General features: G+C 58.9%; 21 protein-coding genes. 8 read left to right on the top strand and 13 right to left on the bottom strand.

Annotated features, from left to right (window positions below):
• Positions 1–23 precede the first annotated feature (23 nt).
• On the top strand, positions 24–872 hold the full coding sequence (locus ABQ278_RS08085) for a carbonic anhydrase family protein (protein WP_349322030.1): 849 nt from the start codon (positions 24–26) through the stop codon (positions 870–872).
• On the opposite strand, the gene ABQ278_RS08080 is transcribed toward ABQ278_RS08085, so the two are convergent.
• Positions 869–1,774, bottom strand: a complete 906-nt coding sequence (locus ABQ278_RS08080) for a hypothetical protein (RefSeq protein ID WP_349322029.1) — start codon at positions 1,772–1,774, stop codon at positions 869–871. The two genes, ABQ278_RS08085 and ABQ278_RS08080, sit on opposite strands and share 4 nt — an antisense overlap.
• A 38-nt stretch (positions 1,775–1,812) precedes the next feature.
• Positions 1,813–2,622: a hypothetical protein gene (locus ABQ278_RS08075; protein WP_349322028.1), complete on the bottom strand. Its 810-nt coding sequence runs from the start codon at positions 2,620–2,622 to the stop codon at positions 1,813–1,815.
• A gap of 156 nt (positions 2,623–2,778) precedes the next feature.
• Between ABQ278_RS08075 and ABQ278_RS08070 the strand changes: the two genes are divergently transcribed.
• Genes ABQ278_RS08070 through ABQ278_RS08060 form a run of 3 tightly spaced genes read left to right on the top strand, consistent with a single transcriptional unit; the run spans position 2,779 to position 5,492 of the window.
• Positions 2,779–3,228, top strand: coding sequence for a hypothetical protein (locus ABQ278_RS08070; protein WP_349322027.1), 450 nt, complete (start codon positions 2,779–2,781; stop codon positions 3,226–3,228).
• 54 nt (positions 3,229–3,282) lie between these two features.
• On the top strand, positions 3,283–4,719 hold the full coding sequence (gene trmFO / locus ABQ278_RS08065) for a methylenetetrahydrofolate--tRNA-(uracil(54)-C(5))-methyltransferase (FADH(2)-oxidizing) TrmFO (protein ID WP_349322124.1): 1,437 nt from the start codon (positions 3,283–3,285) through the stop codon (positions 4,717–4,719).
• Between the two features lie 23 nt (positions 4,720–4,742).
• Positions 4,743–5,492 (top strand): DUF1353 domain-containing protein, encoded by a 750-nt coding sequence (locus ABQ278_RS08060; protein WP_349322026.1) that lies wholly within the window; start codon positions 4,743–4,745, stop codon positions 5,490–5,492.
• A gap of 8 nt (positions 5,493–5,500) precedes the next feature.
• Here ABQ278_RS08060 and ABQ278_RS08055 read toward each other — a convergent pair whose 3' ends face one another.
• The 6 genes from ABQ278_RS08055 to ABQ278_RS08030 form a co-directional block, all read right to left on the bottom strand.
• A complete protein-coding gene (locus ABQ278_RS08055) occupies positions 5,501–6,169 on the bottom strand; it encodes a squalene/phytoene synthase family protein (protein WP_349322025.1) in 669 nt (222 codons plus the stop codon).
• Positions 6,170–6,226: 57 nt separating this feature from the next.
• Complete coding sequence (locus ABQ278_RS08050) at positions 6,227–6,865, bottom strand: hypothetical protein (protein ID WP_349322024.1); 639 nt, start codon at positions 6,863–6,865, stop codon at positions 6,227–6,229.
• 94 nt (positions 6,866–6,959) lie between these two features.
• The gene (gene secF, locus ABQ278_RS08045) at positions 6,960–7,934 is read right to left on the bottom strand and encodes a protein translocase subunit SecF (RefSeq protein ID WP_349322023.1); all 975 of its coding nucleotides are present in this window, start codon (positions 7,932–7,934) and stop codon (positions 6,960–6,962) included.
• 12 nt (positions 7,935–7,946) lie between these two features.
• Entirely contained in the window at positions 7,947–9,542 is a 1,596-nt protein-coding gene (secD, locus tag ABQ278_RS08040; protein WP_349322022.1) for a protein translocase subunit SecD, read from the bottom strand.
• 47 nt (positions 9,543–9,589) lie between these two features.
• A complete protein-coding gene (gene yajC, locus ABQ278_RS08035) occupies positions 9,590–9,940 on the bottom strand; it encodes a preprotein translocase subunit YajC (RefSeq protein WP_349322021.1) in 351 nt (116 codons plus the stop codon).
• A gap of 195 nt (positions 9,941–10,135) precedes the next feature.
• On the bottom strand, positions 10,136–11,335 hold the full coding sequence (locus ABQ278_RS08030) for a M23 family metallopeptidase (RefSeq protein WP_349322020.1): 1,200 nt from the start codon (positions 11,333–11,335) through the stop codon (positions 10,136–10,138).
• A 223-nt stretch (positions 11,336–11,558) separates the two neighbouring features.
• Here ABQ278_RS08030 and ABQ278_RS08025 point away from each other — a divergent pair, with 223 nt between their 5' ends.
• From ABQ278_RS08025 to ABQ278_RS08010, 4 genes are read left to right on the top strand one after another with little or no spacing between them, the layout of a single operon-like run.
• Complete coding sequence (locus ABQ278_RS08025; RefSeq protein WP_349322019.1) at positions 11,559–11,735, top strand: hypothetical protein; 177 nt, start codon at positions 11,559–11,561, stop codon at positions 11,733–11,735.
• A 28-nt stretch (positions 11,736–11,763) separates the two neighbouring features.
• Positions 11,764–12,189, top strand: a complete 426-nt coding sequence (locus ABQ278_RS08020; RefSeq protein WP_349322018.1) for a hypothetical protein — start codon at positions 11,764–11,766, stop codon at positions 12,187–12,189.
• Between the two features lie 5 nt (positions 12,190–12,194).
• Positions 12,195–12,716, top strand: a complete 522-nt coding sequence (locus ABQ278_RS08015) for an RNA polymerase sigma factor (RefSeq protein ID WP_349322017.1) — start codon at positions 12,195–12,197, stop codon at positions 12,714–12,716.
• Complete coding sequence (locus ABQ278_RS08010; RefSeq protein WP_349322016.1) at positions 12,706–13,023, top strand: hypothetical protein; 318 nt, start codon at positions 12,706–12,708, stop codon at positions 13,021–13,023. The genes ABQ278_RS08015 and ABQ278_RS08010 overlap by 11 nt, the downstream gene beginning before the upstream one ends.
• Here ABQ278_RS08010 and ABQ278_RS08005 read toward each other — a convergent pair.
• The 5 genes from ABQ278_RS08005 to tatB form a co-directional block, all read right to left on the bottom strand.
• Positions 13,020–13,679, bottom strand: a complete 660-nt coding sequence (locus tag ABQ278_RS08005; protein ID WP_349322015.1) for a protein-L-isoaspartate(D-aspartate) O-methyltransferase — start codon at positions 13,677–13,679, stop codon at positions 13,020–13,022. The genes ABQ278_RS08010 and ABQ278_RS08005 overlap by 4 nt on opposite strands.
• Entirely contained in the window at positions 13,676–14,473 is a 798-nt protein-coding gene (gene surE, locus ABQ278_RS08000) for a 5'/3'-nucleotidase SurE (protein WP_349322014.1), read from the bottom strand. The genes ABQ278_RS08005 and surE overlap by 4 nt, the downstream gene beginning before the upstream one ends.
• A 119-nt stretch (positions 14,474–14,592) precedes the next feature.
• Positions 14,593–16,044 carry a serine--tRNA ligase gene (gene serS / locus ABQ278_RS07995; RefSeq protein ID WP_349322013.1) on the bottom strand — a complete coding sequence of 484 codons (1,452 nt, stop codon included), beginning with the start codon at positions 16,042–16,044 and terminating at the stop codon, positions 14,593–14,595.
• A gap of 182 nt (positions 16,045–16,226) precedes the next feature.
• Positions 16,227–17,150, bottom strand: coding sequence for a twin-arginine translocase subunit TatC (gene tatC, locus ABQ278_RS07990; protein WP_349322012.1), 924 nt, complete (start codon positions 17,148–17,150; stop codon positions 16,227–16,229).
• Positions 17,147–17,716, bottom strand: a complete 570-nt coding sequence (tatB, locus tag ABQ278_RS07985; protein WP_349322011.1) for a Sec-independent protein translocase protein TatB — start codon at positions 17,714–17,716, stop codon at positions 17,147–17,149. The genes tatC and tatB overlap by 4 nt, the downstream gene beginning before the upstream one ends.
• Between the last annotated feature and the right edge of the window lie 30 nt (positions 17,717–17,746).

Below are 17,746 nucleotides of genomic sequence, written 5' to 3'. Positions count from 1 at the left end.
CCAATTTTCGGCAGGATCGCGACATGAAGATGAGTCGCGCCCATAGAATTGTTGCGGTCAGCCTGCTGGCCCTGTCCATTGTCGCCTGCTCAGGCAAAAAGGCGGATGAACACGCGCCTGATGCAACAGAGCATGGCTCTGCTGAGCACGGCGCGGCTGCGGCAGGTCACGGCTCCGAAACGGGCGCCGTGCAGCACTGGACCTACAGCGGCAACGAAGGGCCGTCGCACTGGGCCCAGATGGGCGGCCCTAATGCGGTGTGTGGCACCGGTCAGCGTCAGTCGCCCGTCGATATCTCTGGCAACACGCGCAATATGTCATCGCATATGGTCATGGCCTATCACGCCTCGACCGCCACGATACAAAACAACGGCCATACGGTCGTCGTGACACCGAAAGACGGCGGCGGCATTGAAATTGACGGCAATCTTTTTACGCTGAAGCAGTTCCACTTTCATTCGCCGAGCGAACACGCCATCAATGGCCATGCCACCGCGCTGGAAGCCCACTTTGTCCATCAGGATGCCAAGGGCCATTACCTCGTGATCTCTGTCATGTCGGACATCGGCGCGGCCGATCCCATGCTGGCCTCCTTGTGGACCTACCTGCCGTCTGACCCGGGCCAGCCTGTTCCCTTGCCGGATCTTCTGATCAACGCGCAGGATCTGATGCCGGGCACCGAGGACTTCTATGTCTATTCAGGCTCACTGACGACGCCGCCCTGCACGGAAGAGGTGACGTGGATGGTCTTTTCTTCGCCATTGACCGTCAGCGCTGAACAGGCCGATGCCTTTCAACGCCTTATCGGTCCGAACGCCCGCCCCTTGCAGCCGGCGCATGGACGCGACTTCCTGCATATGTCAGGCAGTTAACGCACCGCTTCCTGATCCGGTTTAAGGGCCACCTTGCCGCGCAAGATCTTGTAGGCCGCCACCGGCGCGCCAAACTGTATGGCCGAGGTCAGCGGCGCGACAATTGCATAGCTCAGGACAAAGTAGATCAGAGAAGCCGGTGACAGGAAACTGCTCAGGGTGGTCGGGTCGGGCGGCACCATATCGCCGGTAACCTTGAGGCCGAGGCTCAAGACCTGCACCGCCTCGATGATCTTGTCACACAGAAACTGCACCACCAGCGCCAGCGCCATGGCGGCCGCATAGCCGGTGAACAACGACCAGAAGCGGTCCTGTGTCAGGCTGAAACTGCCGAACAGGTTGATACGCTGGCTTTCGAAGCTTTGCGGATTATTAAGCGACAGGCGCAAGGACAGCCAGACAAAGGTGCCGAGCGCCAGAATGCTGCTCAAGGACTGCGCCGCCGCCGCGGCTTGCGAGCTGCTGGCATTGACCAGAGCGGCAATAAGGCTGCCAACCGTGCCAAAACCGATAAAAACACCGGCAAGCGTCAGCAAGGTCCCGCCCCGCACGCCCATCATGCGGATCTCATCCATACCCAGCTTCAGAAAGCCAAAACGATCATCGCTTTGTCCCATGGAGGCACGGCAGATGGCGCAGACCAGAATCGACGACATGACAACATAGATAGGCGCGCATACGCCTAAAGCCGGTAAAAGCTGCGCGGTCAGGGTCTGGATCACCTGCGGATCATAGCTGGTCATCTTCATCAGCGTAGCCAGAGCCGGCCCGGCCATGGCGACCATGATACCCCACATCGCCCCCCACCACAGAAGCGTCAGCGCCCCCCAGAAAGCGATCAGCTTGGGTCGCTCGCGGATCAGGCGGAAACCTTCAAAAGCGAAGTCAAAGGTGAGGTTCATGCGCAGGTCTCGTCCGTCCGCATCAGGCACGGACTCGGCTATTTAGACCTGATCGTGACAATCTGCCTATAGCTGTCGGCCAAAAATCCGACGGTCAGTGGCAAAAACAGGAAAATATACAGGCCCATCAGCGCGGCATGGACCACAAGACGCGTCTGCCCGACATGTCCCAGCCTCTGGCTAACTAAATCACAGATCAACACGAACGGTAACAGGATGACCAGAAGCCCAAGACATATCCGCCCGACATGACCGGAGGTCAGCCCCAGGGCATTGAGCGTCACCAGCCGGCGCTCGGCGATGTTAGCCGCGGCCAGCAGGGCGAATTTCAGCCCCACAAAGACGAGGAAAATAAAGCTGCCGATAATATAGGCGATAAACAGATAGTCGATGCCGTCATGTCGCGCGATCAACGCCTGAACCGCCTGCATCGTGGTGTCATAGCCATGCGTCAGACCGGAAAAGCTGAGAGCGATGGCGAAAACGATAAACAGCGTGGCTACCATCAAGGCGAAAAAGGCCGTCACGACCAGCGAGGCCGCCAGCAGACGCCATTCCGGCGGGCCAAACTGAAAGCCGCCAAAACCTAGCCCTTCTTCGCGCGCTGACTTGCCGAATAGGGCAACGCGATAGAGCCCGCCGTGCGTCACCAGCTTGACGATGACCAGCAACAAGACCAGTGCCAGACCGGCCAACGGCGTTTTGAACGCTATCGCTGCCATAGGCCCACCGATCACAAGCGCCAGAACCACGAGCAGCGAAAGCCACACGCCAGCCCACGCCTGCGGCAAAAAGCCCGTAGACGCCTTCAAGGCCTTCGTCACCGAAAATGCCGATGTATCCCTCATAATACCCCCAACCATGGCCCGCCCGTCTATTTCAGGCCAATAGCGATTTAGAAACAAATCCATTCGCTTTTAAAGCTTATTTCGTTAAACGCGTCACATTTCCGATCCAAGCTTGCTATAGAGCCACACAGATATGACCGTGATATGAGGATCAAGATGAAAAAGTTCTGGTTGGCCATGGCCGCTTTCGTGATGGCGATGCTGCCCCTATCACCCGCCATGGCGCAGTCCATGACCGATGAGGAATTGGCCGAACTGGCGCAGTTTCCACTAACCGAACCACTTCTGGCCAAGCTGATCGCCGCCGCCAAGGAGATCAACACCCAGAAGGTCGATCTCGGCGGTGGCGCCGATATGTCGAAGATGGAAACCCTGGCGCAACTGGTCGGCCAGATCGAGGCCTCGCCGAAAGCACGCGACATCATCGTAAGGAACGGCCTGACGCCGCATGACTTCCTGTATGGCATGCTGGCCATTGCCGATGCCGTTGCGGCTGCGCAACCCGGCGTCGACGATGTCATATTGTCCTACACCAATGCGGCCAATATTGACTTTTACAAGTCGCATCACACACAGATCGACGCCTTTCTGGCCGGCCGCCTGTAATCTCTTCCCACAGGCGTCGCCTTGCTATAGAGGCATCGTCTTTGCGTTTAGGCTATACGGCAGGAGATCAGGTTGACAGTTCATGTTATTGGCGGCGGTCTCGCCGGTTCAGAAGCCTGCTGGCAACTGGTTCAGGCTGGCATTCGGGTGGTGCTGCACGAAATGCGTGGCGGCACGCGCGATGGCGCACCGATCACGACCGACGCCCACCAGACCGATGGCCTCGCCGAACTGGTGTGCTCCAACTCTTTCCGCTCGGATGACTGGCAGTTCAATGCCGTGGGCCTGCTGCATGAAGAAATGCGCCGCTCGAATTCTCTGATCCTCGCCTGCGCCGACAAGCACCAGGTGCCGGCCGGCGGTGCGCTTGCCATGGACCGCGACAATTTCAGCGCCGCCGTCACCGAGGCGCTTGCCAACCATCCGCTCATGACCATCGTGCGCGAGGAAATCACCACCCTGGCCGATAACGGCTGGGACAATGTGGTGGTGGCCACCGGCCCCCTCACCTCCGAGGCGTTGTCGCGCTTCGTGCTCGATGTGTCCGGCGAAGGCCAGCTCAGCTTCTTTGATGCCATCGCGCCGATCATCCATGCCGAGAGCATCGACATGTCGAAGGCGTGGAAGCAATCGCGCTACGATAAGGAAGGCCCCGGCGGCGACGCGGCGGCCTATATCAACTGCCCGATGGACAAACAGCAGTACGAGGCCTTTATCGACGCCCTGTTAGAGGGCCCCAAGGCCGAGTTCAAGGATTGGGAGCACATCCCCTATTTCGATGGCTGCCTGCCGATCGAGGTCATGGCCGAGCGCGGCCGCGAGACCCTGCGCTACGGTCCCATGAAGCCTGTGGGCCTGACCAATCCGCATAACCCGACCGTGAAAGCTCATGCGATCATTCAGCTTCGGCAGGATAACGCCTTGGGAACGCTGTATAATATGGTCGGCTTCCAGACCAAGCTGAAGCATGGCGCTCAGGCTGAGGTCTTCCGCATGATCCCGGGCCTGGAGAACGCGCAGTTCGCGCGTCTGGGGGGCCTGCACCGCAACACCTTTATCCAGTCGCCCAAGCTTCTCGACCGAGAATTGCGCATGAAAGCGTTTTTCACGCCCTCAAGCAGCGAAGCGGTAGGGCAAAAAAATGTGCGGTTCGCCGGCCAGATCACGGGCGTGGAAGGCTATGTCGAAAGCGCCGCCATCGGCCTTTTGGCCGGCCGTTTCGCCGCCGCGCAGGCTCTGGGCCGCGACCTCCCCGCCCCGCCGGAGACGACCGCTCTGGGCGCCTTGCTCAACCACATTACGATCGGCCACCTCGAAGGCGGCTCCTTCCAGCCCATGAATATCAACTATGGCTTGCTGCCCCCGCTGGAAGCGCCGAAGGTTGATGAAGACGGCAAGAAAATCCCGCTCAAGGAACGTGGCCGCGCCAAAAAACGCCTTATGTCGTTGCGCGCCTTGCGGGATTTGCAGGACTGGCTAAATATCGCCTGAATTTAGGGCTAATGGCCCGGCACATGCTTATCGGATGGGTTCCCTTGCGTTCGTTGAAACTTACCGCCTTTGCCGCCCTGCTCTTTGTCGCCGGATGCGCCACAACGAAGACGACCGAGACCGTCTATGTGCCAGTGGTGGCTCCAACGCCACCCAGTTCGCTGACGCCGCTGCCGATCATGCTGTTCAACCAGACCAAGCAGGGCCGCAAGCTCTTTACACTCAACGCCGAATTTCCCTATTGCGACGGCCCCACCGGCATGGTGATCGTAGTGCCTAAATGGTACGTCACCGACTTCGCCTCGGTGCCGTGGTATGGCCAGAGCTTTATCGATCCGCAAGGGCCGACCGCGCGCGCGGCCATCATCCACGACTGGCTCTACACCATAGGCGAGCCGGGCAAGCGCGATGTCGCCGACGGCATTTTCTACCGTGCCATGATCAAGTACGGCGTGCCGGAATATCAGGCGCGCATCGCCTATAATGCCGTCCATGTCGGCGGTCAGGGCGGGTATGGCCTGGCGGGCGACTGGCAATTCATTGACCCGACGCGGCAGAACGTCAAACAGGCGGCGCCCTTCCTAAAGCCGCGCACCGGTGCCGTGCGCATAATGCCGAAATGCCAGGGCTTCAGCGAACTGGTCCAGAGCGGATGGCGCGCCTATCCTGAGAAGCCGATCATCATCAATGTACCGCCGCCGGTCGTGGTAACGGAAAAGCCGCTCGATGGCGTGATGGATCGCATCCCGTGGGGTAAAAAGAAGAAGAACTAGATAGGTTTCTAGATTTTGGCGCTAACGAAGGCCCAGAACAGGCGCAAACGCTTGGTCAGTGGACCAGGCATTCGGCCATGCCATAAATCGCCTGCCAGAGTGGCCGGCAAGGCCAGGGGCATGACCGCCACCGGCAATCCCTTGGCAGCCTTCACGGCTTCGCGTTTCAGGTGCGCAAATTCCATATCACCGGCGTCGCTCAAACCGCGCGCGGACTTGATATGTGCCATGCCGATGAGCCGGGCAATATCAGTCAGGTCAGCGCTCTCGCCGAGTATCTGAGCGGCAAGACGGAACAGAACCCCTTCCCCGCGATCCACTACGCTAAGCGCGTCCTTGATGGCCAGCGGCCCTTTATCGAGCAGAGGCATCTGGCCTTCGATCAGGTTGAGAAAGTCCTCCGGTGCCAGCTTATAGCGCTCGATGATCGCCTTCAGCGCTTCGGTCAGCGGATGGTAACGCACCGCCCGGCCCTGTTCGATTTCCTCAATCGCCTCAAACCACCAGCGCAGACGAATTTCGCCCATCAACGGATCCGTGACGCGTTCGGGGATATCGCGCAGGGTTTCCAGAAAAGCAAACAGCACCAGTATGTCGGCCCGCTTATCGGCTTCCGGGATGAAGGCGCAGGCCAAGCGAATGTCCTCGGACTTCGGTACTAATTCAGAGGACGTCACGCAAATTTACCCACAAATAGTCTGATACAGTTTTTTGTTGATCCAGTCGTTTTCGGACTAGCCGAAAATGGTCTGGTACATGGCCATGCTCGCCAGCATGGGCAGAGACAGCAGCGTATTGATGCGGCTGAACATCATGGCCTTTTTCGCCGCGGCAGCCTTCTGCTCCGGCGTGAAGCCTTCGCGGATGCCGAGTGCAATCTTCTGCGCAGGCCAGATGGCGTGCCAGACGTTCATAAACATGATCAGGGCCAGCCACATGCCAACGCCAATAAAGATGAACTGGGCATTGGCGCTGTCAAAACCGAAGACATAGCCCTTGGCGGTCAGGCTGACAAAACCAAAGCTCATGGCCTCGACGATGTAGCCGCGCAACCAGGCCAGGATCAGGCCGAAGACGACGGTGAACAATGCCGCATAACGGAACCAGAACAGGGCTTCGGGTGCGATATACTTGCTGATGGCCGGCTTCAGATCGGCGGGGATATCCGGCATGACCCGGATCTGTACAAAGTTGAAATAGTAGAGCAAACCGACCCACAATATGCCGCACAGGACGTGCGCCCAGCGGATGACGGCGATCAGAAAGACGTCATTGAAGCCCGCGCCGTGCTTGCCGAAGCCAAAGATCACGAAGGTCGCCAGCAGAAAACTGGCCAGCATCACATTGCGAAAATTACCGAGAAAACCAGCCATAACCTGCCCCTTGTCCTGAGATCCGATTCGCATCCTACGTCAGACGCGTCCTCAAAGCAAAACGGCCTCCGCTGGGAGGCCGTTTCAACAGTATTTAAGGCATGTCCTTGGGCTTCTTACCGCCCTTGAAGCCACCCAGATCGACCACCTCGGCGTCCGGATCGTTGCGGTTGACGCCCCAGATCAGAATGATTGGCAGGGCGACGTAGATCGACGAATAGGTGCCGATCAGAATGCCGAAGACCATGGCGAAGACGAGCGGGAACAATGCCGGACCACCGAGGAACAACATGCCGGCCAGGGCCAGAACAGCGGTCGAACCGGTGATGATGGTGCGCGACAGGCGCTCGTTTTCCGACAGGTTGATGATATCGGCCAGCGGCGTCTTGCGGAACTTGCGCAGATTTTCACGCAGTCGGTCGAAGGTGATCACCTTTTCGTTCATCGAATAACCGATAACGGTGAGCAGCGCCGCGATCGACGTCATGGTGAATTCTATCTGCAGGAAGGCCATCATCCCAACCGTCAGGACCACGTCGTGCAGCACGGCGATAACCGCGCCTGAACCAAATTGCAGGCCAGACGGGAAGCGGATCCAGATGTAGATCAACATCAGCACCAGCGCAGCCCCCAGAGCCAGGAAGCCAGAACGCAGCAATTCGGCTGAAACCTTGGGGCCGACCACTTCGGTACGCTTGAAGGCGATGCCGGGCACGGCCGCCGACAGCTTGGTCTTGATGGCTTCGACGCCGTCATTGGTCTGGTGGCTCTCGTCGAGCTTGAACTTGATGATGACGTCGCGCGGGCTGCCGAAGGTCTGGACGCCCGTATCTTCTGCGCCGAACTCATTCATGTGCGCACGCAGCGTATCCAGATTGGCCGCCGTCGGCGTCTCGACTTCAAGCACGTTACCGCCGGCGAAATCGGTGCCGAGGTTCAGGCCTTGCAGGAAGAGCGCCGCGATGGTGGCGATGATCGCCAGTCCGGAAATGACGGCCGCTACGGGTGCATACTTCGTAAAGCGGAAGTGGAACTCGTTCGGCAGGTTTTTAATCAGAGGCCATTGCATGACGCGGATACCTTAAATCGGGAGTTTCTTGGGCTTGGCGGCCTTATACCACCAGCCGAGCAGGATCTGGCTGACCAGAATGGCCGAGAAGACCGAGGTGAACACACCGATCATCAGCGTCCAGGCGAAGCCACGCACCGGGCCGGCGCCGAAGACGAACATGATAAGCGCCGAGATCAGGTTGGTGATGTTGGCGTCCAAGATCGACACGAGCGCACGGGCGAAGCCGACATCCATGGCCGCGATGGGCCGGTGGCCGGAACGTTCTTCGTCGCGAATACGCTCATAGATGAGCACGTTGGCGTCAACCGCCACGGCCAGACTGAGGATCAAACCGGCGATACCCGGCAGGGTCAGGGTAGCCTGGAAGGCGGTCATCGCGGCCATGATCAGCAGCAGGTTGACCAGCAGGGCGGCGATCGACACGCCACCGAAGATGAAGCCGTAGGCCAGGAACATAAAGACCACGATGGTTAGGAAACCGATAATGGTCGACACGACACCGGCGTGAACCGCATCCGCACCCAGTTCGGCGCCGACGGTGCGCTGGCTCTCGAAGTTGAGCTTGGCCGGCAGAGCGCCGCTTTTGAGGATGTTGACGATTTCCGAGGCTTCTTCATGGCTGAAGCCGCCGGTGATCTGCCCGCTGCCCGTGGTAATGGCGCCCTGGATAACCGGCGCCGACACGATGTGGCCATCCAGAATGATGGCGAAACGCTTGCCGAGATTGCGCGAGGTGGCGTCACCAAACTTCTTGGCGCCTTCGCTGTTGAAGGCGAAATCTATGGCTGGACGCTGATACTCATCGACGCCGACATTGGCCTTGGTCAGGTTGTTACCCGACACCAGAATAGCCTTGCGCACCACAAGAGGTGTACCGCCACGGCTGTCATCCGGCAGGACTTCCGAGCCCGGCGGCACGCGGCCGGCGGCGAGATCGGACGGGCTGACGGTTTCATCGACCATCTGGAAGGTCAGCTTGGCGGTGCGACCGATCAGGCGCTTCAGTTGCTCCGGATCGCTTTCGCCCGGTGCTTCAATAACGATGCGGTTGATTCCCTGACGGCTGATCGAGGGCTCCTTGGTGCCGAGCGCATCGATACGCTTGCGGATGACTTCGATCGAGGTTTCGACCGCGCCGGCGGAGGTGGAGCGAATGCCTTCCTGCGTGAAGATCACGAGCAGGGTTTGATCACTCCCCTGCTGAACCGCAAGATCCATCACGCCGGGGTTCTTCGGCAAAGGCGTGCCGAGCTTGACGAGCGTGGCTTGCGCTTCCTGCAGGCGCGACGCATCGGTGATGCGAACACTGACCGAGGTGCCGTTGGCGACGACACCAGTGTAGGCGATGCCCTTTTCATCAAGACGCGCACGCACGTCATCACTGACAGCAGCGATCTTGGTCTTGATCAGGTCGTTGGTATCCACCTCCATTAGGAGGTAGGAACCACCTTGCAGATCGAGACCGAGGTTCAGGGTCTGAGTTGGCATAAAGCCTTTGACCTGATCCCGCACACTGGCTGGAAGGAAGTTGGGCACGGCAAAAAGGATGCCCAGAAGGATGGCGCCGATAACCAGCCCTACCTTCCAGCGCGATAAATTCATCATGATCGGGATGCTCGGTCGTTAATCTGCAAAATCAGGAAAGGGTGAGCTTAGCTCTTGGCGTCGTTGGCGGGCGCAGGCTCGCCCTTGACGCGCACTTCGGCGATGAGAGCCTTGACCACGCGCACATTGACGCCGGTCGCCACTTCGATCATGACCTCGGCGTCTTCAACGCGGGTGACCTTGCCGATCAGGCCGGAGGACAGAACCACCGTATCGTTGCGCTTCAGCGCCGTGATCATGGCCTTGTGCTGCTTGGCGCGCTGGCTTTGCGGACGGATCATGAAGAAGTACATCGCGCCGAAAAGCACGATCATCATCGGCAGCATGGTCAAAAGGTCACCACCAGCGGCGGGGGCAGCGGCGCCAGCGGCCTGGGCAAAGGCAGGTGTTGCGAACACGTATGTCTCCTGAATATCATTGACTTTTAACCGCCGGTTCGGTGGCGGGTTAAAATTTGTTCGCCATACATAGGCACAACCAAAAAAAGGTCAATGACATTATTAGCACGGTTTGCCCCCACCAACCGTCAATAGACAAAGCCGAACCACCAAAAGCGGTCCGGCTTTGTAAATCGTGGAATTCGCTTCTGAATTCTAAGGCAGAACGAGCGTCGGATCGATCGGTCGGGCGATATCGGTCGACGGCGTGTAGCGAATTTCAAAGTGCAGTTGCGGCTGATCAATGGTGCCGGTCTTGCCAACCGTGCCGATCACCTGCCCCTTGGTGACGGTTTCATTGTTCTTCACCAACATGTTTTGCAGGTGTGAATAGCCCGTATACCAGCCTTTAGGATGCTTGATATAGATGGTGTTGCCCAGTTCCTTGACCTGGTCGCCTTCGTAGACCACCACACCGTCGGACGCCGCGCGGATTTCGGTGCCGGCAGAAGCAGCAATGTTGATTCCGTCATTGCGCACATTGGGCGCCAACTGACCAAACGGCACCAAGAGCTTGCCCTTGACCGGCCAGACGAACCTGCCCTTGCCCATCTGCGTCAGTTGCGCGCTGCCGGGGAAACCTGCGACGGTTGGCGTGGCGGCGGGCTTGACCACCGGCGTCGTCGTTGTGGTCGTCGCCATGGTTGGCGCGGTCACGACCGGCTTTGCGGCCGCTGGCGGCGCAATCACCGGCTTGGTCACTGGTGTCATCGTGGTCGGGGTGGTTGGGGTGGTCGTCGTCTTTGCCGGCGCGACGACAGCGGGCTTCACGGGTATAACAGCCGGCTTTGTTGCTGGAGACACCAGGGCCTTTTCGAGCTTGACCAATCCGGTTCCATTGGCGTGATCTTCAACGCCCTTATCGACCGCGGAGGATGGCAGCAGAACCTTCTGACCAATCCGCAAGGAAGCGTCCGGCGCCAGATCGTTAAGCTCATAGATCGCCTTGATCGGCACGCCAAAGCGGCGCGACACACCATAGAGCGTATCGTGTGACTGGAGCACATAGACATAGGTCGCCGGCGTATCGCGTACCGGCGCGGTAGCCACAGGCCTGGTCGCTGCCTTGGCCGGTGTTGTGATCTCAGCGGGTGGCGGCGGAGGTGGCGGCGGGGCAGCCAGTTCGGTCACCTGCACGCTGCCATTGGGCGATGTCACCGGCGGCGGTGGCGCCTCTTCCACCACGCGGCTCACCGGTACGACCGCTTCGGCCGGCTTGTCCTGCATATAGATGGGATATTTCGGTTTGAGGGGCGTCGCCGTACAGGCCTGCAAGGCCATCACAGTCACCGCCGTCAGCGCAAGTTTGACGGACAGACGATTTAGGTGATCCGTCTTAAAAGGATGCGGGATCATGGCAGGCTCCATCGGTAGCAAGCAGAAAAGCGTAGGGCATAACCACTCTATGCGAACTTATGGATAACGAATTGTTAAACGATCCGGCAAGCGGAGCTTTGAAACGGGGGACAGTTCAAAAAACGCAAAAATAATTTTGGCGCCCACATCCAAACCGGCTCGCGGCGGACATTAAGTCTCAGAAGGCGGGCTGGTCCGCGCTTACGGAGAGATAAAAATGTTCATGGCGCTTTTTAATCAATACTGGTGGCTGGTATTCCCGCTGGGCTCCATGGTCGCGGGCGTGGTCCACATGGTAGTGAGGGACGAGGAAAAGCGCCGCACGATGGCTCTGATCCGCACCTACACCGACCAGGGCAAGGACGTGCCGCCCGAACTTTACAATCTTTTGAAGCGCTAAGCGCTCGTCTTTCATCCGGAGTCTTATCATGACCGCAAGTGACCTTTTTAACAGCTACTGGTGGCTGATCTTTCCGATCTTCGGCATGGGCATGGGCCTGATCGGGATGCTCGGCACCTTCCGCCACCGCAGCGAAACCCTGAAACTGATCAAATATTATGCCGATCAGGGCAAGGATCCGCCGCCTGCCCTGCTCGACGCCCTGCGCAGCAACGAACCTCACGGCTTTGACTACAGCGCCCGCCACGGCCGCCGGCGCGGCGGTGCGTGGACGCAGGTTGTCGTCTTCGGCGCCCTGTCTGCCGCCTTTGGTTATTTTGGTTATTATGGCGGCGGCGGACAGGTTTTCATCGCTTTGGCGCTCGGTTTCGGGGTCGCCGCGGTCAGCCTTTTGGTCATCTCGATTATTCGCGCCGCCGCTTCGCGTCCGGCTGACCTTGACCCGAAGGACTAATCTTCATGTCCGACCCGCTCATCAAGCGGGCCAGAGAGGGCTCTAGCGACGCCTTCTCAAGGCTGGTGGCAGATCATCAACAGGCGGTGCGCGCCTTCGTGCGCCGCCTGTGCGCTGTGCCTGACGATGCCGACGATCTGGCGCAGGAGGCCTTTGTGACCGCCTGGACCAACCTGCACAAACTGCGCGAGGGCGTTGCCTTCAAAACCTTCGTCTGCGGCATCGCCTACCGCAAGGCGCTCAACGATCGCAAGCGCTTTAACCGCTCCGGCGCGCGCGACACCGAATGGTCGGGGCTGCAGGACCAATCCCGTTCATCAACGGTTGATGCCCGACTAACGGTGCACGCCGCCCTGCAAACCCTGCCGATTGATCAGCGCGCCGCCATATCGCTGTGCGTCGCCGCCGATTACAGCCATGCCGAAGCGGCTGACATTTTGGGGCTTCCGCTAGGCACGATTAAGTCCCATATTCTTAAGGGAAGGGCCAGACTCAATGCCCTTCTGGGTGTACCCGATGACCAATGACGCTTTGAAATCAATGTTGATGAACGACACACCTGCCGCCCCGCCCGCGCGGGATATCGGCTTTGTCGTCGAGGTGATGAAGCGTGTCGAGCGCCGCCGGCTTTATGAAGGCCTGGCATGGCTCACCCTGGTTTTTACCGCCGTCACCGCCCTGCTCTTCATCACCATGCCGGTCATTACCCCCGCCCTCACCGGACTGGGTCAAGCCATGTGGCCGCTGGTCATTGCTATAGGCATAGCCGGCTTTTCGCTGGTCGGCTTCGAGCAGACCCGCCGCGTCTTCAACCAGTTAGGCTGGCGTTTTTAGGATTCCTTGGCGACGCCAGCGATCAGCGGCACAAAGCGCACCTCGCCGAGATCCTCGGTCTCATAGCCATCCGCCGTGCGGGTATAGCGCAGCAGGCGCTGGGTCGAGCCCCGCCCTTGCGGCCCCACCATGATGCCCTTGACTTTAAGTTGCGCCAGCAGGTGCGTCGGCGCTTCCGGCAAGGCGGCGGTGACCAGAATGCGATCAAATGGCGCCTGTTCGGGCCAGCCTTCCCAGCCATCGCCGAAGCGATAGATGATATTTTCCAGCATCAGCCGCTTATGGCGGATCTCGGCCTCAACCATCAGCGAACGGTAACGCTCGATCGTATAGACGTAGCGCGCAAGCCGGCTGAGCACGGCGGTCTGGTAACCGCTGCCGGTGCCGATCTCTAACACGCGGTGGCGGCCTTCAATCTTCAGCGCCTGGGTCATCAGCGCCACGATATAAGGCTGCGAAATCGTCTGGCCGCAATTGATCGGAATGGCGGAATCTTCCCACGAGCGATCGAGGAAAAGCTCCGGCACGAACAGATCGCGCGGCGTGTATTCCATGGCGTGCAGCAGCTTCTTATCGTCGATGCCCTGGCTTTTCAGCCCACGCAGCAGCCTTTCCAGGCGCGTTTCTTCCGGAGTATCTTTCGGTGTTTCACTCATGACGCCACCTCGTCCCTGATGACCTTTGGCGCGACGCCGCCCAGTGTCTTTTTCAGGCGGTGCATCGTCTCGTAGTGCGTCAGGTCGAGGTGCAGCGGCGTCACAGAAATGCGCTTTTCACGCACGGCCTTGAGGTCAGTGCCATCGAGCAGGGTCTGTTCGAGGGCGTGGAAATCCATCCAGTAATAATCACGGCCGCGCGTATCGACGCGCTTGACGGCGTGCATCTCATGCTGATCGCGCAAACCCTGTTTGGTGACCTCGACGCCGGTGACGCTGTGGGCGTCGCAATCGGGGAAATTGATGTTCATGATGACATCGGCCGGCCACCCCTGCTTGATCAGATTGCTGATCACAGGCGCGCCGTAGACCTGCGCCGCCAGCCATTGCGCTTCGATATCCAGCTCGAAATCTAGGCATTGCGACAGGGAAATGGAGGGGATGCCGAGCGTCATGCCTTGCAGCGCCCCGGCGACGGTGCCCGAAAGGGTGACGTCCTGCGCCAGGTTGAACCCGCGATTGACGCCTGACAGCACCAGATCGGGCGGGCCGTCCATCAGATCATTGACGGCGATCTGCACGCAATCGGTCGGCGTACCGGAAACGGCGAAACGCTTCTCACCGATACGGCGCGCGCGCAGCGGATCATGGAGCGTGATGCCCCTGCCCTTGCCGGATTGTTCGGTGAGCGGGGCACAAACCCAGACATCATCGCTCAGGGCGCTGGCGATATCGTAAAGCACCTTTAGCCCGAAAGCATCGATACCGTCATCATTGGTGAGCAGAATACGCATGGGGCGTTTGTACGGCGATTTGAACAGATCACGCAACGATGAAAGCAGCACTCAAAGCAAGAAAGATACCCCACCACCACGCCATAAAGAATGGCGCGGTGGTGGGGTATCTTGCTTTACTACCCGATATGCGTCAGGCCGCCCATATAGGGCTGGAGCACCGACGGAATGGCGATGCGGCCGCCCTCGTCCTGATAGTTTTCCATGATGGCGACCAGGGTGCGGCCAACCGCTAGACCGGAGCCATTGAGCGTATGGACAAAGCGGGTGCCCTTCTCGCCAGCCTTGCGGGTGCGGGCGTCCATGCGACGCGCCTGAAAATCCCCGCAGTTCGAGCAGGACGAGATTTCGCGGTAGGTGTTTTGCGACGGCAACCAGACTTCGAGATCGTAGGTCTTCTTCGCGCCAAAGCCCATATCGCCCGTGCAGAGCAGCATGGTGCGGAACGACAGGTCGAGCTTTTTCAGGATGGTTTCGGCGCAAGTGGTCATGCGGTCGTGTTCGGCGTCGGATTGCTCCGGCGTGGTAATCGAGACCAGTTCGACCTTCTGGAACTGGTGCTGACGGATCATGCCCTTGGTGTCGCGGCCGGCCGAACCGGCCTCGGCGCGGAAGCAATTAGTAAGAGCAGTCAGACGCAGCGGCAGGTCTTCCTCGGCGGTGATAGCTTCACGGACGAGATTGGTCAGGGTGACTTCGGCAGTAGGGATGAGATAGTGCGGAGTATTTACAATTTTTGCCCTCCCCCAAACACTAGTCTTTAGATCAACAATTTCACCATTTTCATCGGCATAAACATCAACACCAGCAGGTTCTTTGATGTAAAAGCCCGACCTGTAATCCCCGTCTTTCAATGCTTGATTTGATTGAAATAGAGACGTAGCAAAAAACAGATCTTCTTCAAACTTTGGCAGTTGACCTGTTCCGAAAAGAGCCTGTTCCCGCACCAAAACTGGCGGATTTACTTCAATATATCCATGCTCGCTCGTCTGAACATCGAGCATGAACTGGCCGATGGCACGCTCCAGACGCGCCAATTGACCTTTCAAAACGACGAAGCGCGAGCCGGACATTTTGGCAGCGGCTTCAAAGTCCATCAGTGGGCCAGTTGGCCCCTTCAAAGCTTCGCCCAGATCGGCGTGATCCTTGGCGGGGAAGCTCAAAATGTTTGGTGCGCCGTGTTTGCGAACCTCGACATTACCGTGCTCATCGGCGCCTTCCGGTACATCCTCAAACGGGATATTCGGCAGGCTGGACAGCAGGTCTTTCAGCTCTTCGGTCTTCAGACGTTCGGTCTCCTGCGCCGCACTGATCGCGCCTTTCAGGCCCTCAACCTCGGTCATCAGTTCGGCAGCGCGCGCCTCGTCCTTCTGGCCCTTGGCCTTGCCGATTTCGCCGGACAGCTTTTTCAGTTGCGCCTGATTGGTCTCGAAGGCGGTTTTTGCGGCACGCAGATCGGCATCCAGCGACAGCAGGGCATCGACATCCGATTGCGCGGTTTCGCGGCCGCGACGCGACCAGCCCTGAACATAGCTCTGAGGATTTTCGCGGATCGCCTTGATATCGTGCATGTGAGAAGCCTTGACTGAATGCGGTGTCTGCCCCTCCGTCACGGACATCGCCTCTGCCGAGGCGAGCGCCGTGCCACCTCCCCCGTTTCACAGGGGAGGATGAAGGCATGTGTGTGTCTATACAATGGTTTGCGGATCAGGCAAGCCCATAGACGACGGCGCATACACCATCGCGTTACGGGTCAAGGGGCGTTACGCCCCTTGCGGAGTTCGATGATCTTCACGCACAGGATCGAGACCTCATAGAGCAGCCAGATCGGCACGGAGAGCATGATCTGCGAGATCGGGTCCGGCGGGGTGACCACGGCGGCGACGACCACGATGCCCAGAATAGCGTAGCGGCGGAAACCGGCCAGCATCTTGGAGGTCACCATGCCGGTCAGGCCCAGCAAGGTGATGATCACCGGCAACTGGAAACACAGGCCAAAGGCGATCATCAGGGTTTCGATCAGTTGCAGATATTCTGATACCTTCGGCATAAACTGGACGGCGACGCCGGCATTGCCGACGATCTGCTGGTTCAGCGAGAACCACAGCACCATCGGCAGGATCAGGAAATAGACCAGCGCCATGCCCATAATGAAAAGCACGGGGGCGGCGATCAGGAACGGCAGGAAGGCCAGACGTTCGCGCTTGTAAAGGCCAGGCGCCACGAAGCGGTAAAGCTGAAAGGCCAGCACAGGAAAGCTAACGATCACCCCGCCGAACATGGCCAGGCGCAGATTGGTGAAGAAGACCTCCATCGGCGCCGTGGCGATGAGCGGGATATTCTTGACGTTGGCGATGGTTTTCAGGCCGGTCAGGACCATGATCAGGTCGAACGGGCCGCCATGGCCGGCATTGCGCTGTTCTTCTTCGTAAAGAGACGAGGCGACCGCCAGGGGGTGCACGAGCAGGTTCAGGATATGGGTGTGGAAGGCATAGCAGCCGATCACGCAAATGAAGAAGGCCACCACCATGATGATAATGCGGGTGCGCAATTCGATCAGGTGATCCATCAGGGGCGCGCGCGAGGATTCGATATCGGCCTCGTCGTGGTCCATCGGGGTTACGATGCTGCGCTTGGACTTGTCCTCGATAATCTGAGCCGGCAGGTTCTCGCTCATGCTTCAGTCTCGTTCGGTTTAGCTACAGTCTTCTTGGTGCGTGTGCGTTTGACCGGCGTCACGGTGGGCTCGATATTGACAACCTCGACCGGCGCGGCCTTTACAGGCGCCTTGCGGACGCGCTTGGGTTTTTCCGGTTTACCTTGTGGCGGCAGGCCTTCCATCTGGGCTTCCAGCATGGCTTCGCGGTCGGCGTCAATCTGGTTGATGTCCATTTCGGTATCTTCGACGGGCGCCGTAATATTGGCGCCGCCATTATAGACCTGCGTCTTGGTTTGCAGGCTCGAATTGATATCGCTCTCAATGGATTTCATCTGGGACGACATATCCTCAAGCCCGTTCAGCTTGCCGGATCTGAGCGCATCGACTTCCTTACGCAGATCGTCCAGTTCGCTCTGTCGCGCCATATCCTCGAAGGAAGTGCGGAATTCATCCGCCATGCGGCGCATCTTGCCGACAAAGCGGCCAAGTTGACGCAACAATTTCGGCAGGTCTTTCGGACCGACGACAACGAGGGCCACGACAGCAATAAGGATGAGCTCACCGCCCCCGATACCGGGCACCATGTGAAAGACTTTCTCTTAGGAGTTCAGATA

The sequence above is a fragment of the Asticcacaulis sp. MM231 genome, from assembly GCF_964186625.1.
Classification (GTDB): domain Bacteria; phylum Pseudomonadota; class Alphaproteobacteria; order Caulobacterales; family Caulobacteraceae; genus Asticcacaulis.
Note: the sequence above shows the minus strand (reverse complement) of the source record. Positions and strands in the feature narration are given on the sequence as shown.

Bases quoted from the DNA above. Each gene is read 5' to 3' on its own strand.
- ABQ278_RS08085 (WP_349322030.1), top strand. From the start codon at position 24: ATGAAGATGAGTCGCGCCCATAGAATTGTTGCGGTCAGCCTGCTGGCC.
- ABQ278_RS08080 (WP_349322029.1), bottom strand. From the start codon at position 1,774: ATGAACCTCACCTTTGACTTCGCTTTTGAAGGTTTCCGCCTGATCCGC.
- ABQ278_RS08075 (WP_349322028.1), bottom strand. From the start codon at position 2,622: ATGAGGGATACATCGGCATTTTCGGTGACGAAGGCCTTGAAGGCGTCT.
- ABQ278_RS08070 (WP_349322027.1), top strand. From the start codon at position 2,779: ATGAAAAAGTTCTGGTTGGCCATGGCCGCTTTCGTGATGGCGATGCTG.
- ABQ278_RS08060 (WP_349322026.1), top strand. From the start codon at position 4,743: ATGCTTATCGGATGGGTTCCCTTGCGTTCGTTGAAACTTACCGCCTTT.
- ABQ278_RS08050 (WP_349322024.1), bottom strand. From the start codon at position 6,865: ATGGCTGGTTTTCTCGGTAATTTTCGCAATGTGATGCTGGCCAGTTTT.
- secF (WP_349322023.1), bottom strand. From the start codon at position 7,934: ATGCAATGGCCTCTGATTAAAAACCTGCCGAACGAGTTCCACTTCCGC.
- secD (WP_349322022.1), bottom strand. From the start codon at position 9,542: ATGATGAATTTATCGCGCTGGAAGGTAGGGCTGGTTATCGGCGCCATC.
- ABQ278_RS08030 (WP_349322020.1), bottom strand. From the start codon at position 11,335: ATGATCCCGCATCCTTTTAAGACGGATCACCTAAATCGTCTGTCCGTC.
- ABQ278_RS08025 (WP_349322019.1), top strand. From the start codon at position 11,559: ATGGCGCTTTTTAATCAATACTGGTGGCTGGTATTCCCGCTGGGCTCC.
- ABQ278_RS08020 (WP_349322018.1), top strand. From the start codon at position 11,764: ATGACCGCAAGTGACCTTTTTAACAGCTACTGGTGGCTGATCTTTCCG.
- ABQ278_RS08015 (WP_349322017.1), top strand. From the start codon at position 12,195: ATGTCCGACCCGCTCATCAAGCGGGCCAGAGAGGGCTCTAGCGACGCC.
- ABQ278_RS08010 (WP_349322016.1), top strand. From the start codon at position 12,706: ATGACCAATGACGCTTTGAAATCAATGTTGATGAACGACACACCTGCC.
- ABQ278_RS08005 (WP_349322015.1), bottom strand. From the start codon at position 13,679: ATGAGTGAAACACCGAAAGATACTCCGGAAGAAACGCGCCTGGAAAGG.
- surE (WP_349322014.1), bottom strand. From the start codon at position 14,473: ATGCGTATTCTGCTCACCAATGATGACGGTATCGATGCTTTCGGGCTA.
- serS (WP_349322013.1), bottom strand. From the start codon at position 16,044: ATGCACGATATCAAGGCGATCCGCGAAAATCCTCAGAGCTATGTTCAG.
- tatC (WP_349322012.1), bottom strand. From the start codon at position 17,150: ATGAGCGAGAACCTGCCGGCTCAGATTATCGAGGACAAGTCCAAGCGC.
- tatB (WP_349322011.1), bottom strand. From the start codon at position 17,716: ATGGTGCCCGGTATCGGGGGCGGTGAGCTCATCCTTATTGCTGTCGTG.